This is a genomic window from Bacillus cereus group sp. MYBK95-2 (assembly GCF_051915225.1).
GTDB lineage: Bacteria > Bacillota > Bacilli > Bacillales > Bacillaceae_G > Bacillus_A > Bacillus_A cereus.
The window spans coordinates 1-16,843 of the sequence record NZ_JBQAEH010000022.1; the positions used below are offsets into that span (position 1 = coordinate 1).

The window sequence follows — 16,843 nt, forward strand, 5'->3', positions numbered from 1 at the left end:
CCGTTCACAGCTCCTTGTTCCGTTGATGGAATCGCTGGTTGTGTTGGATTTATTTTTGGTCCGTTCACAGCTCCTTGTTCCGCTGATGGAATCGCTGGTTGTGTTGGATTTGCTTTTGATCCGTTCACAGCTCCTTTTCCCATTGCTGGAATCGCTGGTTGCGATTCATTTCTTTTCGGTCCTACTGCATGTGGACCTATTGGTCCATCATATTGATTTTCCACTGGAGTTATCTTATCTTCCGTTTTTTCTCCGTTCATTGTAGACTGGCCAACTCCTGCTTTTGGTCCTGCTGGATGTGGTCCTATCGGTCCATCATATTGATTTTCCATTGGGGTTATCTTATTTTCTGTTTTCTCTCCATTCATTGTAGACTGACCAACTCCTGCTTTTGGTCCTGCTGGATGTGGTCCTATCGGTCCATCATATTGATTTTCCATTGGAGTTATCTTATCCCCCGTTTTTTCTCCGTTCATTGTAGGCTGACCAACTCCTGCTTTTGGTCCTGCTGGATGTGGTCCTATCGGTCCATCATATTGATTTTTCATTGGTGTAATCTTATCAGTTGATTTTTCACCATTCTTTGCAGGTTTCTTAACTCCTGCCTTTGATCCTGCTGATTGTGAACTTATATTTGATTTAACCGGTATTGGTAATGGAATATTAGACTTCCCTCCATTAAATAACGATTCCTCACTTGTTGAAAATCCACCAGGATTAACGCCGGAAGCATCCTTCCCTTTTACTTCTTTATTATTTCCACTGCCGATTGATGATGTACCTGGTATTGCCTCTGCACCGCCTCGACCTTTTTGAGTTTTCTTATCTTTCTCTTCTGAATCATCAGAATGATCAATATCGCCTCCACCGCCAGGAGGTGGAGGACCGTCACCGTCATCATCATCACCATTATCATTATCATTCTGCGTATCAAAGTTGTTTAAATCATTATCTCCAACACCTGGCATCCGTGGACCTGCTGGCTCTTCTTTCCCTCTAAGCTTATTAATCATACCTGCTGTTCCTGTTGCACCTTTTTTCATCATTTTCCCTGTCGCTTTTGCAGCATCAAATCCAGCCTTTGCAGCCATCATGCCGCCCATCATGGTCTTCCAACCACTTTGTAAGCCTGCATCAATGCCAAGTATACGTTCAACAATATTTGGCCCATCTATTACAGCCCAAGATCCAGCAAGAAGAAGTAGTGCGTTCCCCCAACCCATAAAGCCAAAATCTTTTGTAGCCAGCCACCCTATATAAAGGGAATAAATTTTTAAAAGTAAAGCCATACAAAAAATGACTGCATAGCAGCTAAAAATTTCATTTATTATCTTTTTTAATCTTTGACCGCTGCTAATATCAGTTGCAGCTACTAGTGCTCCAAATATATTATGAAAAGCCAATTCATAGATAATTCGTCCAACCTTTACTATACTAATTAGTAATGCAAAAGCAGTAACAGTGAGTGAGAGTAACACCGATCCCCAATTTAAGCTCCATCTATAGTAAGCTTCTTTGAACACATCAAACCATCCATTATCTAGCTTTTCTGTTTCAAGTTTATTATCATATGAGAGAACTAACTTGCGGTTTAAGGCATCTTCTGCCTCACCGCTCGCTAAATCCGCATCTACTGTTTCATTAAAATCAATATGTTTAATATTTTTTTCGGAGATACCATTAATTCTTTTTCCCTCTGGATCGGCCAATTTAAAATCCGTCTTAGCATAAAAGTTAAGATCTGCTAAATTACTTTTAACAATACTTGCACCTAACGAACCTGGTGTCCCATGTAGGTCTTTTACACCAGCACTTGCAATTTTATTTAGGTTGTCCATTAAAATTGGACCACCCACAAGAAATAATATTGAAAGTAATCCATTTAATATAACGTTCGTTCTTTTTTCTATTTTATTAAACATCAGTTGGTAACCAACTGCTATTATGGTAACAGTCAAAATTGCCCATACTACTAAACTCAATTCGTTCCTAAGATTATTTATTTCCGAATATTGAAAGAAATCATTACTCGTAATAACTTGTATTACTACCTTTTCTACAATTTCATTTATATAAAGAAGTCCCCATAAAAGCCACTGACCTAACCAACGAAATATATTACTCGCAATCCCGTTCAAGTCTAATATATCTTGATATTGAATTAGTATTTCTTCCTTAGTCAATTCATTCACCTCTATCTATAATCGAATTGAAATATCATTTTTTTTCTTTTGTGCGAACTTACAAGTGAAAAGTATTACTATATAAAAAAGAAGGAGCAGTATAGTAGCTGGTCCTTTCACTGATAAAAATTGTTCATATATATTAGGTGTCATTAAATCGAGCATAACTGGCATTGCGCCAACCATGCCAATAATCATATAGATTGTTTTTGCTTTACCTTTCTTCTTACGATGTAGATCATCACGCTTTGAAATTTCAAAGTTCATACTTTTAAGAACTGGACCAAACATTTCTCGTGCTGAACCACCTTTTTCATCTTTAATCTTTAAAATTTTATGAAATTGGTTTAAAGCTGGAAAATCATACTTCTCGAAATGGTGGGTATCTAATTTCGCCTCTTCTTCCAGTTTAGCTAGTGTTTTATCAATTTCTTTTTGAATAGAAATATCCAATGTTTTCTTTGTTTCTATTAAGCTATAATATAGATTTTTCCCTGACTGCATAAAAAAAGTCATATTAGTTGCATACTTTAATAGTTCATTTAATTGAAATTGATAAACTTTAACTTTCTTATTTGCAACAGTAAAGGCAAAGAACCATATCACTGAACCCAAACTACCTGCAATTATACTTATAGGAATATCCTTCAAAATTATGTATACATACCCTGTATGCATAATAAATAAAAATGCTAACCATCCTACTATCGACCATCCACTAAATAGCAACCTTGCTTCTTGCCACAAAGATAATTTTTTCTTTTTCGATTTTTCCACTTTTATAAACCTCCTTTAATAAAAAAAGAACCTATTCTTTAGAATAAGTTCTCAAAATAATTATTTATCTATTGCCTTTTTAATTGTGTTGCTAAATTCTCTTTTTTCAAAAGCTCTCGTATTTCCACTAAAATTAGTTCCTGAACCATTAACTTCTTTCCCATCCTTAAAAACTGAATACCTACTTTTTGGTTCAGTTATACCTATACTCTCAAATTCGTCTCTTGTTTTACTTGCTACATTTGGATTCCAGCTTAAATCTTTTGGCGCATCTTCCCAAGAAAAGAGATACACTTTTTTATCCAATTGTTTTGCATCATAATCTAAAACTTGTTTTGCATTTGAATTTTGAAGATCTCTATTATGAGCCATCATTACAAATACAGGCTCTTCTTTTTTAACTAATTTCATTAATTCATCATATGAAATTTCCACTACTCCAGCGCTAACAGACTTCTCATTCTTATTAGATCCACTACTTATTCCATCTGTATCTTTAGAACAGCCACTTACAACCATTATAGATAGAATTACTAGTGCAATAATCCAATTTAATTTTAAGATTTTCAACTCCATCACTCCAACTGTATATTTATAAATCCATATAAGTATAGTTTACTAAATTTACAGCTGCATGTACTAGACTTATTCTCAATTAATTGCATTAAAGAACTGATTTACAACCTCTTTAGGTTGGTAGCCTACTAATCTATTTACCTCTTTACCATCCTTAAAATGAATCAATGTAGGCGTTCCCTGTAGGTCATAATCACGCCATCCTTCTTTAAACTCATAAGCATTATATAAGCTAAATTTAAGTTTAGAGTATTTTGTTGCCGCCTCCTTTAAATTAGGCTCTAGCGCTTCACAATATGAGCATACTGGACTAAAAAAATATACCACTTCATTCTGGCCAACTTTCTGATTTTCCTTCAATTGGGCTGGCATAATTATATTTTGGTAAAACGGATCTTTCTCTGCTTGCTCTAAAGTTTGCATAGATACTTTTTTATTTCCGTATGGACTTACTTTTTCTTTTTGTGAACTTCTATATGTATCAAAAGCCATAAAAGCACCAAAAACTACAATAATAGCTGATAACATGAAAACCAATTTTTTCATCATTTATCCCACCTAAATTATTTGATATTAACATGTTATCAGCTTTTTTTATCCCTATTCTATCAATAAACTTGCAGAAAAATTTCGTGAAACTTGCAAGAAACTCCTATTTTTCAATTTACTTCTCTTCTCCTTTAAATACATCTGGAAGTAAATGATAGATCTTTGCATCTTTTAACAGTTTGATTGTTCGTTCTGAAACAGGCTGCATTTTTTCAATTGTTTCATATTTTTCTAATTCTGCATTCCAATCATTTTCTTTTTCATAAATAGTTTGATACACAAGACCAGACTCACTGTTATAATCGATAAACTCTACAAATTCTTTTATGTCACGTATAACTTCCCCATTAACATGCTCTTTTCTCATTTGAATACCATATGGTAACAATTCTATTATGTCTCTTAAAATGGTAATATCATCTGAGTTAGCATATGATGGAGCTTGCTTCATCATAGGAATATATCTTCTAGGAATAGTCTTTGCACTCTTAGCATGAACACTTGTAATTACAGAATGATTTGTTTTCGCATTATCTAAAATCCCTGCCGCTTCTTTTCCTCGTGTTTCTGAAATACAAATCCAATCTGGATTATTACGTAGACCGGCTCTATTTAAATCCCATGTATCAATCTGTTTCTCCCTATCATCACCTGTTAGGGTTTTTAAACTACTAATGTCCTTATGAGGGTACAATTTTTTCAAGTGACTATCTGGTGTATCCTCAATTAAAAAAATTGCATCATTATCATCCATAAAACCTACTAATAGTTTCAGTAATTCTGTTTTTCCTGTGCCTGTTGCACCACTTATTGTTAAATTAGCTTTTGCTTTCATTAATAAATCCAAGAGAACCGCTACTTCTTTATTTACTAAGCCTGACAGATCAGAAATAGCTAGTTGTGGTTTACTCACACGTATAGCGAATGTGCCACCATCTGCACAAACTGGATGTATTGCATTCACTCGCAAATTCCCAAAGGCAGTATCTAATATTGGATTACTTTCTGTAAATTCATCACCTTGAGTATCAGCAATTTGTTTTATCAAACTTTTTACTTCTTCTGGCTTTGGTTGTTCTTTAGGTCTATATCTTCCAGTCATTCGATTCTCTATTACTAAGAAAGAACCATTCCATTTCATATCCGTAATATCATTATCTTTCAGATACGCCTTTAAAAAACTTTCTGCTAAAATTTTTTCTACTCTTTGTTGTTTTTGCATTTCGATATTCATAATTCTCATTTCCCTTCAATTAAAATGTTATGGCATTTGAAATTTGATTCATATAATAGATAAAAATTATCCCTGCAAATCCAGCAACAAAGCCTACAGCTAAAAATAGTGCTGGTACTGAAAATACATCCATTGCTTCTACCTTTTTATCAACTAGCTCATTAACTTTATTTTCTTGAATCCGATCAATGAACCTTTCTAACTCCTGTAAAGCTTCTTTCTTTACCCCATACTCACTAAATTCATAAATAATACTCATAACCATATTTGCTTCACTTGTTCCAACAAAGTCAGCAAATTCAATATAATGCTCACGCTCATTACTCTTTTCGATTTTTTCAACTAATAAATTTAATTGTGCCTGCATTGGTCCTTTTAAATATGGAACTGTTTCTTTTAATGTTGTATAAACATTTCCAGCCGTACCAATTGAGCCTAAAAAATATCTCAAAAACTCTGGAAATAAAAAAGTTTTCTCTATATTGGCATTTATGTTACGCAGCACTAAATTAAAATAGTTATATTTATTAGCAGCAATCACAACTACTGGTAACCCTAAGAAAAATACATATTTCTTTGTAAGCATTACAACTAATGTATAAATCATAAAAACCACTACAGTTAATATCCACTTTGTAATCTGATATGCTTTTTTATTTAAATTAAAGTATTCTAAATACATTTCTAAATGTTTTTCACGCAAAACTTCCCCAAACATCTTCCATCACTCCTTTTAATCCATAAATAATAAAAGGAAGGGAATTATCCCTTCCTATCTCTCCATTTCTGCACCTTTTTTCTTCTGTTTCTCATTTTTCTTTTCATTAGTTTCTTTATTAGAGTTAGTTTTATTTACCTTTTTATCATACTCTTGTTTTTGTTTATCTAAATTTTTCTCTAACTTTATTAATTTTTCTTTTTGAGATTCTGTTAGATCCAGCTCTTTTAACTCTTTAAATGCTTCTTTTCTAAGTTGATATATTGTTTCAACAGAATGGGATTTCTCAAATTCTTTCATTGCTTTTACATTTTTATCATGATTGGCTTTATCATCTTCTTTTTTCACATGTTTCATAGGCTCTTTAGGTTCTACATTAAGTAATTTTAGAACTCCAGCCTTGAAACGCTCTTTATACTGCCACTTCTCTTTAGCGGTTTCTTTTTCTTCTATATTATTTAATACCTGCCCTTTAAAAAATTCTTTATATTGATCTTGTTCAATTTCCTCATTAATTTCATCTAAAGCTTCTTTTTTGAAGGTTTCTTTATAATCTTCTTTACTTAAACCATATTCTTTTAGAATTTCACTTAATTTTTCTTCCCACACATAAGTTTTATCTTTCTTGTACAAATTATTTCTGTCTATTTCTTGTGCGAAAATTTCTACGTTTTCTGTTTTATGATTGACTTGAACAATTACATTTCCTTGTCCCCATTTACTAAGGTCATTGGATTTCAGCTCAAATTCCGTATACTTACTGTTAGTTTTATTTAATACAAATTGGCCTTTTGTAAATTCTAAGTGATCTCTTTTCGTAACATCCAAAGCGAATTTATAAATTGCTTGTTGTATATGTTCTTTTTCTAATTGGTCCCTAGTAATCATTTTAATACCCCCCATTTATATTAATCATCGTTTTTAACACTATCCCAGCCATCATTTGCAACAGCAGCCCACTGATCTCTTACATCAATTTCGTCATACTCTGCATGTCCTCCGTTTTCTTCACGTTCTTCATCTTCTGCAAATTGTTCTACCTGAAGAAACGCTTCTTCCTCTGTAGGCTCATAACAATCAGATTCTTTTGCTCTTTCACGCCATAATTCAATTACCGATTTAGGTAAATACTCATTCAATTGACCCACTAATTCTACTTTTGTTTTTAAAGATAAGTAGGAGGCATATACAATGAACGATAAACATTGTTGGAATGTAAACTCATCAAAATGAGTTTCTACAATATTTAAAGCTATATCAGCTCTATCATGAATATAATCTCCTAATTCCGTCCTAATCGTGTCTTTTATCTCTAAAATGGCATCTTTCGGCATTAAATCTTTCATTAATACATAACTATCAGTCTCCGATTTTGCAGTATATACGATATTTTCTAAAATGATATTTTCATGTTCTGAAATAATTGGTAAATTCAATACTGACTTTGAATTATCAAAATCATGACTTAAATACTCGTAACGAGCCTTAGCAGCCGTTTCATTACGATTATAAATTGGCTTTGGTACAATCTTTCCAAACTTATTATCTTGCCTTTTATTTACACGTACGACTACACTTTCACCCTCCTGTAATCGCATTAATTCATCTGGCATCAATAGATAACGTTCTTTTGTACTTTCACTTGTACTCTTATCCGTAGATAAGAATTTACCACTTCGAGTGTAGTCTTGAATCGTTTGTTTCCCTATTAAGGCAGCATAGTGCTCCGCTGTAGATTTATCCATCGTTAAGATATAAATTTGGTTCGAACAGTTACCAATAATTGTGTCAGCTTCATCCCCATATAAACTCTTGACCTGTGAATATGCTTGTAAAACTAAATGGAAGCGGAATCCTTTACCAGCACCAACCGTAATCATACCGTCCATACCATCAATGGCTGGCATATTCCCGAATTCATCGAGTAATACCTGCACTTTTCTTTTCATTTTTCCACTTGCACTCATTGTTGCTTTTTCAGCATTGACACGATAGGCTTGGCTTACAAAAATTGAAGCCAATACATGGTTTGATTTATCAAAATCAGGCGTTACCATAAAAATCGCTACTGGTTTTTCACCAAATCCAACCTTTGTTAAATCTAACGAATTATACGATGTTAACTTAGCATTTGGCGTTAATGTGAAAATTTGTAGTTTAGCCATTGCATTACTAAAAATACCAGAACGTGTATTACCGGCGGCAAAGTTACTCGTTGCGTACATCATACGAGCTGGATCATTTTCATCTCTTGCTTGGAAAAACATATCTAGTGCATTTTCTCCTGTTTCCTCATTATTATCACTTCCTTTTGTCGCAAGGAAGTTGGCTACAGAATACATATTTACTCTTTCTTCTTTTCCAACTTTTAAAGAATCGGCTGTAATAGCTAAAATAATAGCTGTTACTAGAGATATTGAAGAGTTATTCCAAAATGGATCTTTAGCATTTGGATCTTGATACAAGGAAAATGTCACACTATTGGCATACTGTTGAGCTAAAGCAGTATCTCCTTTTTTATATGCTTCTATAACCAATTGAAGCGGATTGAATCCCATTGATTTCTTTTGTTGCATTAAGTTGTAAATATAGACTTCATAACCTCTCTTTTTCAAAGTTTCATAGCTGGCCGCAGCAATTTCACCCTTGGGATCATTAACAATCATGGAATCTTTTTCTTCCGCACGAGAAATTACATCGACTGTTGGAAAAACGTATCGTTCCCCTTTACCTGATCGAGATATACCAATAACCGCTGTATGTACTGGGCCAGTATCTAGCATAAGTAAATATTTCTTTCCTTTTTGGAGGGCAGAGACAATTACACCACTTCCCCCTTTGTACTCTTTGTCACTCCCTGGTACAACTTTATATTGTTTCATTAATTCTTTTGGTTCTTCAAACTCTGCACTACCATGCTGGTTCTCATTCATTGTTGCGTAATTTGTTTTCATACTGTAGCAAAATTTTAATAATCCAAAGAGGGTAAGTGCATATGCACCTATATAGAAGGTCATAATATCACTTTGAAAATTGAAACAATCTTCCCAAGAAAGATGGAATAGATCCATTGCTTGCATATTTTCATGTGCAAATTCTTTAAAAACAACTAATATATTTTGTAAAAATGCTAATAAGAAATTAGCAAAGAAAAAGTTAAAAAATAAAACCAAAATACTAATAAGCATTAATACTTTGGTTTCGGCTAATTTATTTATTGACTGTTTCACAAGCACTCTCCTTTCCTATCTTCTTAAAACTGAAACATAATTGGACGTTTCTAGCGTTTGCTCACGATATACATTTATATATTTGTAACGATATTGAATTTCGATAACAGTACCAACGGGCTGTTTTCCAGAAACATTAGAACCCTTCTGATCTTTAAAATTCAGCTCATATCCTTTAGAACGTAATCTATTAGCTACCCCTTGAATTTTTGGAGTTACGCCACCTTCTGAATCAACCATTTGTTGAATCTCAGTGGTTACTTTCATAAAAGCATTTTGGTGAATAGATTGGATGCTTAAAAATAATTGAAAGGGTAAGAAAATAGATATGAATAAAAGCAATGAAAGAATAAAACCTTTCAGCTCCCCCATGTCACAACTCCTTTCTGCCTTACTAATTAGATACCTTATTTAAAGATAATCTCTGTTCGGCTTGTGAACGGACTTCCTTATCTTCATTTAATTGCTCAATTTTAAATTGAACACTTTCAATTTCATGCGACTTCTCGGTTGGTTTTTCAGCATGATTTAAAAATACATAACTAATTCGAATGTCGTTCCCATGATTCTTTTGAACTTTAATCACTTCCGATACTAAATTAGCGACTAGTTCTTTTGGATCTTGTTCAATTTTTTGAGAATCTCTTAATTGACCCACTGCCATTGTTGAAAGTAATGATTTTACTTCTGTAATGGTCCTAGTATTATTGTTTTGATTCAAACCAAATATGGAGGCTGCTAAAATAATACATGCAACACTTACGATTACAAAAAAGTATTTAAATGGCGTTAACATAATATTTCATCCCCTATCTGTCTAACGCTCCAAATTACTTTTGTTAAAGCGTTGTTTAACTATTGGCTGTTTATCCATATTTTTTTCATATTGCTTCACAAATTTAATTAAATCCCTATTAAATTCCTCAGTTCCCGTTACTAAAGTAGTTCTATTAGAATGTCGAGGATAAAAAACCATAGGATCTTCACCACCTGGTAAAGAATTAACCTCTGCATCCCTAACGATAATCTCACCTATCTGAAACGATACTTTCCTTGTCATATCATTTTCTTTTTTATAAGAAAGCATCTTTAATTTTGCTGGTTTACTGTTTTTAGTAGGGATTACTATATCTTGATAATCCTGATTTTTCGGTGCTTTTTGAGCAATATGTTTTAAAAAACCTTCCATTCTTCTACCTACTTCTACAACCGATTTATTAGTTTCTATTCCTGGAATATTCACGATTCCTGGTGGAGTATCAATAGCAATGTTATGAAGTGTTAATCCTTCATAACTAACTTTAAATTGCGTACGATCAATGTTTTCTTGATCTGATCGATATAAACGGTTAATCACTAATCTCTGCTCTAATATGGGTGCATCTATTAAATTTTTGTCCCATATATTATTTTTAATGGCTTCATAAGCTTTTTTAAATTCCAGCCTATTTTTTTGCAGATATTCATTTGTATCTTTTATATCTTCTAATTGATACTTAAATGACCTATAATTTAAGTTTTCTTCTTCCAATGCTTTCTTTATATTCTCATTAGCCTCAATACCAGCTTTATCATTATCTGTTGCTATAATAAATACCTTATCTTGTAAGGCTTCCTTATTACTCTTTATATCTTCTATTACCTTTCTCCACTTTCGTGATCCTGTAAGAGCGTATATACCGACATCGGAGTCTATTTCACGAAAGGAATATGCATCTATTGGAGATTCTCCAATTACAATATGTGTTGCCTTTGCTGGAATATCTTTAAAATAATCCCTTGCAGTTGATTTTGGATTTACTTGCAATTGGATTTCTTTCTTAGATACATTCGGATCAATAGTTGACCGTAATAAGATTCTGTCAATCATACCTTTATCACCATAGATTGGGAGAACAATATTCCTTTTAACCATATCTGGAATAGCAGCATAATTTATCTTTTTGCCCTCTTGCTGCAATGTCTTCTTCGAATAAAAAATATTAGGAGCAATCTCGAACATTTTCTTTACAAGTTTTTCTTTTTCCAAATCTAAAATAAAAGCTTCCGTTGTGTTTCTGCTCATTCCCCTAAAACTCTCAAGGTTTTTATTTTCAGTATTATATTGAATATGCTTTAATAACTTTGTTACCAAATCTATTTCTTTTCTTTGTTCTGGTGTGATCTCAGGATCTTTAACATCTTGTTTCCCTTTCCAATCATTCACCTTTTTATTCTCTTCATATTCAAATACAATAGATGAGCCACACACATTTTCACGGTTACATTGTAAAAATTGGGGATTATTCTTATAAATAAAGGCTTCAGGTTGCTTACATTCTGGACAAGTGCATAAAAAATAACGCCCACGATCTTGAGCGTTAACAGCAGCTAAAGCTTCCTCTACATTTTGATATGAATAAGTTATTACTTCTGAACGTGCCACCAAGAATTACCTCCTAAAACCTAGTCTCTGTTCCAGCAGCTATTTCGCAAAATTGTTTTTCCTCTTCTGATAAACCTTCACGTTTTGCTTCTTCTTCAAAGAATTCCCTTAATACCTTCTCAACAACCCACTTTTCTACACTTTCGGCATTTACAAAAGTTGATCCATTAAGAAGTACTTCTGTCCATTTATTTTGTAATTTTTGATCAATAATCTCATGGACTTTTAGTGATTCTTGAAAATCAGTTTTAGCACGCCATTCAAATAAATAATCCTGAAATGAATGATATATTGGATTATTTGCTTGTATTACTTTTAATCTGGAACGATTTATAGAAAAATAATTTGCGGTTACAAACCGAACAAATTTCTCGAAATTCTCTACACTTCCAAACCATTCTTCTTTATTTTTTATAACTTCCTCATAGTTTCCATTTAGTAAATCATAGTAATGTACAATATACTCATAAGAATCAAACATAGAAGATACAATATCCTCAAGTTGTGAAAAAAAACCATTCGAAATCTTTGCATATACGCTTTTGAACAGCCTTTCTGATTGTTTTAATGAAAATAAAAAATCTGCCTTTTTCTCAAATAAATCCCGCTTCAAAAAAATAAACGAACGAAATTCTTGATTGAGAAATGCTTGTTTTTCTTCCTTTGCATAATCGCCTAGAATGTTTATATATTGCTTTTTTATATCATCCGTCCATACATCGGTACGCTGAAAGGTATCTTTAATTTGTTGCTCTATTGAGTTCTTATCAGAAAAGGAAATCTTAGAATCCAACAGAAACTTTCCGTTTAAATATAATCCAAATCGTTTCGGCTGAACCTCTTGCGATCTGCTTTTTACTTTATGCCGCAATTGAAAAATAATATCCTCAGCTTCTTGTAAAAAGTAGCTTTTTGATTCATCAAGTTCTCTAAAACGTTCACCTTCCGTTGAGAATTTAATTATTATTTCTCTCAAGATCACTCCCTCCTTTACTTTTCATACCCATTAATTAAATTTTTTTGATACATCCATTCTTCTAATGTGAGAAAATCGTAAATATCCTCTTGTAAGTTATCTTCTTTATATAAATCCTTAAAATAAGAATCAAAAATACTATCTTTCGCAATTTCTCGTTCTCGGAAAAGAAATTCTTCTACCCCAAACAATCTATTAAATTCAGTATCCACGTATTTTTCAACTAACTCTCTAAAATTCTCTCCTGGCGATATTGTAAATTTAACTTTACATTGTAGACTTAATAAACGTGTCTCTATTTCTTTAATAGTATTCCACACTGGATATCTGAATGTTACATTTCCTTCTCCATCTACAAGTAATTCTAGGCTTTTTGTCCCACCATCTTCAGCAATCAAGAAGCTTCTTCTTTTTTCTCTGACATTTCGAATAAACTCTTGCGCCTCTTTATTACTGCACAAATGATATGTATATGGTTTTTCTTCACCGCTTGCTTTAATTTCCACAATTTCAATCAATCCATTTCCCATACTATGATTGGGATAAAAATCAATTTTTAATCCATTTCCTAAACACATAAGTTGGACACCCCCGTTTTTATATAAAAAAAATATAAAGAGGTCATACGACCTCTTTATCAACCGAATCCTACTACTTGGCCTGATAACCAAGAAACAATAGCAATTCCAAGATATACAATACAAAATCCTTTTACTACATTGATCATCCAGCCAGTACATTGTTCTTTTCGCTGTGGATCTTTTGAAACCATGTAAATAATACCAATAATAACTAAAATTAAACCTGCTAACGCTGGAGCAACTGGCTTAATTGTGTTTGTAAAATTACCAATCGTTGAAATAAATTCATTCATAGAATTTTCCTACCCCTTTTTTAAGATTTTACTAGTGAACCAATTGAGTCCACATTTGCAAGCATTGTTTCTTGAACTAACTTCTCATGTGCTTCATGAAGCCAATCATAGTAATTAATACCCTTTGCTTCTAAAATATTTTTCACAGCTGTTTCCATCTTTTTAAATGTTGGTGGTTTTTGTACTTTGGGCTTTTTTACCCTCTGCGCTTCAACTACACCCTGTGTTTCTTCTTGAACTGGAGTGGAATGGCCTTGATATTCCGTCACTCGTATCACCTCCTTTCAATGAATCCATAAAAAAAGACCATTCTCCTAAAGAAAATGGTCTTTCTCACATAAATTCAGTTATATACCTAAATTAATTACTTTCTTCAATTGATCATACAAGCTTAAAGTGTCAGTCTTTCTAAACTCAAACAATTTTGCTGCTGAGTGATCCTTTGTAATCGCATTAATCTTAGATTGTTGATTATTCTTTACATTCACTTGATGTGGATATGATGCAATATCTACCGTTGGATCATGCTGCTCTACTACATAAGCATCATCAACGACACTCCCCACTAAATAGCGCTCGAAATTAAATTTTTGTCCAAATATTAAAGTGGCATCATTTAAGCCCATATTTGCTAACAAAATCTTATTTTCATAGGGTTGTTTGGCTTTTAAGTCTGCTTCAGATGAAATAGGAAGGTAGTAACGATTTAGGTTTGTTCTTGATCCATACAAACCTTCCTTACTATTAGAATCTGCATGTAAGAGTGTATCATTGAATTTCTGTCCTGTTTGCTGTTCATAGTTGTTTTTAACTTCTTGATTTACAATATTCTTAATCTCATCGGCTGATGGTAATTTTCCTTTTCCCTGTTCCATATCACGTAAATACTTTGTATAAGGAAACGGCTGAATAAATCCTGTTTGTTTTCCAACAAAGAAATAATCAGAAGTCCAATTTAAAGTATAGCTACGTTTTGTATCATTTACTAAGCCCTTATCCTTCATATTCTCTAATTGAAGAGGTAATGCATACTTGGTATAAGCATATGGGCTTTGATTTCGATATGTACTTCTTAAATTCTTATCAATATCAACAGCATAATAATAGCTATTCGCTCCATTTTTACGTTGATACATGAAAGATTTAGATTTTTGGGAATCAGTAGGTAATTCTACTTCGTATTCCATCGTTCCTGGTGAAATATCAATCCATGATTGCGTAGGTAAACTATTGTCATCTTTAGCCTTTGAAGTTGCAGCTTGTTTAAATCTTTCGTAGTAATTTTTATTAAAGACTACTTTAGTTTTATCCTTACTCATGTCAATTGCTTTCTTTTTACCTACAATTAGATTGCCACCTTTTTCACCAGACGCTCCATTGCCAGTGATATTTTGTAAATCTTTAGCGCCAGTCACATTGAACATTTTTTCAAAACTCGGATCTACTAAAAGTCGGAGGTTTTCACCATAATGTTTAACTAAATCAAATACCTTTTTATATGGTTCGGACCATACAGCTGTTGTATCCTTATAAACCCAATCAAAGCAATCACTACCCTGTTGATCTTTACACATATAATTCACACTGTAATGGTTTGTATATTCATAAGAAGAATCATATTGTATATTCTTATTTTGTAGGTTTTTCAGATCTAATAAAAGTGCCATCGGTTTATCACTTTGCTCCGAAAAAACACCATTCGCACTTATACGATTTAAGACATTTCTAACCGAATAATGCTTACCTGTAATTTCAAACTTACTACTTGCATATATTTGGCTCGGTTTAGATGGATCTACACGTCTAAGCTCCCATAAATAATCACCTTTTGTCATTCCTTCTGTAGAACCTTCCATTTCAACAATCCTAGTTGGATCAGATAGAGAACTCTTATACGTAAAGGTAAAATTCAGGTTGTTTTCTGGAGCTTTCCCTTTATATTGCTGGTTTAGAGGTGCAGCAACATAAGGATTATTTTGTGAATCCTTAAATACTCCTTTATTTTCTGGAGTATAACTATAATCTGAACCTATCTTAATCTTATGGTGATCTTCTCTTAAAATTTTATTAGACTTAGCATCTACATGCTTTATATCCACTTTAATAGAGCAAGTTTGATCCAAGTTTACAATTGAACCATCCGGACAAGTTTTTTGACCAATTTTATAGGATAATTTAGCTGGTTGACCACCAAATATCCAATAAGCACTACCAGCCCATCTTGTTTCTCCTGAATCTTCTGGAGAGCTTACTCCATACCATACAACGGTATTCGCTTCATTTTGCGCAACCCTTTGATAAGTTTGGCCGTTAGTATAGTATCTTCCACCAGACCAACCTGTTTGACGGGGATAATTCCTTCTTGCTACTCCATCGTTTGCCATAACTAAGTTCCCTGCATTCAAACCAGAATCTAATGAAATTTTACCAAGACTGAAATCTAAATCCTTGAATTGAAATGGTACTTTTAAATCGTCCCAAATAACACGATTTTCTACCTTTTTAATAATTCTTAGATTCCATGAATCTTCTGTAGTTCCATTAGGAAATAGTTCATTTAAAGGAATATGTGCAACAAAACCAACATTATGATAATACATGTTACACTCGTCATTTCTTTTATTATAAGCACCTTGTGGACATGCATTGTAAACTTCCCCTGTATTGCTTTGTCGGTTGTACTCTAAGTCTTTAGAGGCATCTAAATCAGTCATTTCAGCCTGATAGATATAACTTTTACCAGTTCTTTGATTTATAGCCCATAAATACGTTTCTTGATTGGAAGCATTGTGTTCATGATAACCTACTAGCGCACTCCAACCCGTAAATTCTAAATAAGGTTGTGTTCCTCGGCCGTAATCCCTATTTGAGATTTGCCATCTAGGTTTTCCATCAACACCACTATAAACATCGTATACTAACTTTTTACTACTTTCCCAAGCCTGTTCCTTTCCTCCCAGTTCACCAGGAGAAACGTTATGGGAAGGATAGGGCGAATATGCCGCCCCATATGTAGGGTTACTAAAAAAACTAAAAACAAAAAGAAACGAAAAACCAATTGCCATTAGCCAATGTTTTGCTTTCATGTTTCGTTTCACATCCTATATTAAAACAACTAATTACTTACCAGCTGTCGGAATAGCTTTAAATACATTGTTTACCATGTTGCTCATTCCTGTACCAATTTGATTTAATAATGGTTGTATCACACCTGTTGCAAATCCTACGCATAATCCAAAGATCACAAGACATACTACAATAATTAAAATCGCTCCTTTTTGTTCACCCACTTCTTTTCACC

17 protein-coding genes are annotated in these 16,843 nt (G+C 33.1%); all 17 read right to left on the reverse strand.

Annotated elements, in window-relative coordinates; genetic code table 11:
- The coding region (locus ACTFN4_RS29920; RefSeq protein ID WP_439963312.1) for a pLS20_p028 family conjugation system transmembrane protein at nucleotides 1-2,183 on the reverse strand (2,183 nt) is incomplete at its 3' end.
- 15 nt (nucleotides 2,184-2,198) lie between these two features.
- Nucleotides 2,199-2,960, reverse strand: a complete 762-nt coding sequence (locus ACTFN4_RS29925; RefSeq protein ID WP_439963313.1) for a hypothetical protein — start codon at nucleotides 2,958-2,960, stop codon at nucleotides 2,199-2,201.
- Between the two features lie 60 nt (nucleotides 2,961-3,020).
- Nucleotides 3,021-3,530 (reverse strand): hypothetical protein, encoded by a 510-nt coding sequence (locus ACTFN4_RS29930; protein ID WP_062804440.1) that lies wholly within the window; start codon nucleotides 3,528-3,530, stop codon nucleotides 3,021-3,023.
- Nucleotides 3,531-3,611: 81 nt separating this feature from the next.
- The gene (locus ACTFN4_RS29935; RefSeq protein WP_439963315.1) at nucleotides 3,612-4,082 is read right to left on the reverse strand and encodes a thioredoxin family protein; all 471 of its coding nucleotides are present in this window, start codon (nucleotides 4,080-4,082) and stop codon (nucleotides 3,612-3,614) included.
- A gap of 118 nt (nucleotides 4,083-4,200) precedes the next feature.
- On the reverse strand, nucleotides 4,201-5,319 hold the full coding sequence (locus ACTFN4_RS29940; RefSeq protein WP_439963316.1) for an ATPase, T2SS/T4P/T4SS family: 1,119 nt from the start codon (nucleotides 5,317-5,319) through the stop codon (nucleotides 4,201-4,203).
- Nucleotides 5,320-5,338: 19 nt separating this feature from the next.
- Complete coding sequence (locus tag ACTFN4_RS29945; RefSeq protein ID WP_079004721.1) at nucleotides 5,339-6,037, reverse strand: flagellar assembly protein FlaJ; 699 nt, start codon at nucleotides 6,035-6,037, stop codon at nucleotides 5,339-5,341.
- Between the two features lie 54 nt (nucleotides 6,038-6,091).
- Nucleotides 6,092-6,925: a hypothetical protein gene (locus ACTFN4_RS29950; protein WP_439963317.1), complete on the reverse strand. Its 834-nt coding sequence runs from the start codon at nucleotides 6,923-6,925 to the stop codon at nucleotides 6,092-6,094.
- 20 nt (nucleotides 6,926-6,945) lie between these two features.
- Nucleotides 6,946-9,267 (reverse strand): VirD4-like conjugal transfer protein, CD1115 family, encoded by a 2,322-nt coding sequence (locus tag ACTFN4_RS29955; protein ID WP_439963318.1) that lies wholly within the window; start codon nucleotides 9,265-9,267, stop codon nucleotides 6,946-6,948.
- Between the two features lie 15 nt (nucleotides 9,268-9,282).
- Complete coding sequence (locus ACTFN4_RS29960; RefSeq protein ID WP_000504256.1) at nucleotides 9,283-9,639, reverse strand: hypothetical protein; 357 nt, start codon at nucleotides 9,637-9,639, stop codon at nucleotides 9,283-9,285.
- Between the two features lie 22 nt (nucleotides 9,640-9,661).
- Nucleotides 9,662-10,063 (reverse strand): hypothetical protein, encoded by a 402-nt coding sequence (locus tag ACTFN4_RS29965; RefSeq protein WP_000957297.1) that lies wholly within the window; start codon nucleotides 10,061-10,063, stop codon nucleotides 9,662-9,664.
- A gap of 21 nt (nucleotides 10,064-10,084) precedes the next feature.
- Entirely contained in the window at nucleotides 10,085-11,692 is a 1,608-nt protein-coding gene (locus ACTFN4_RS29970; RefSeq protein WP_439963319.1) for a toprim domain-containing protein, read from the reverse strand.
- 13 nt (nucleotides 11,693-11,705) lie between these two features.
- Complete coding sequence (locus ACTFN4_RS29975) at nucleotides 11,706-12,668, reverse strand: hypothetical protein (protein WP_439963320.1); 963 nt, start codon at nucleotides 12,666-12,668, stop codon at nucleotides 11,706-11,708.
- A 14-nt stretch (nucleotides 12,669-12,682) separates the two neighbouring features.
- Nucleotides 12,683-13,246: a hypothetical protein gene (locus ACTFN4_RS29980; RefSeq protein WP_439963321.1), complete on the reverse strand. Its 564-nt coding sequence runs from the start codon at nucleotides 13,244-13,246 to the stop codon at nucleotides 12,683-12,685.
- A gap of 59 nt (nucleotides 13,247-13,305) precedes the next feature.
- Nucleotides 13,306-13,542, reverse strand: a complete 237-nt coding sequence (locus tag ACTFN4_RS29985; protein ID WP_001001740.1) for a pilin — start codon at nucleotides 13,540-13,542, stop codon at nucleotides 13,306-13,308.
- A gap of 20 nt (nucleotides 13,543-13,562) precedes the next feature.
- Nucleotides 13,563-13,811, reverse strand: a complete 249-nt coding sequence (locus tag ACTFN4_RS29990) for a hypothetical protein (RefSeq protein ID WP_439963322.1) — start codon at nucleotides 13,809-13,811, stop codon at nucleotides 13,563-13,565.
- A 78-nt stretch (nucleotides 13,812-13,889) separates the two neighbouring features.
- Complete coding sequence (locus ACTFN4_RS29995; RefSeq protein ID WP_439963323.1) at nucleotides 13,890-16,640, reverse strand: hypothetical protein; 2,751 nt, start codon at nucleotides 16,638-16,640, stop codon at nucleotides 13,890-13,892.
- A gap of 21 nt (nucleotides 16,641-16,661) precedes the next feature.
- The gene (locus ACTFN4_RS30000) at nucleotides 16,662-16,832 is read right to left on the reverse strand and encodes a hypothetical protein (protein ID WP_000504461.1); all 171 of its coding nucleotides are present in this window, start codon (nucleotides 16,830-16,832) and stop codon (nucleotides 16,662-16,664) included.
- Nucleotides 16,833-16,843: the final 11 nt, after the last annotated feature.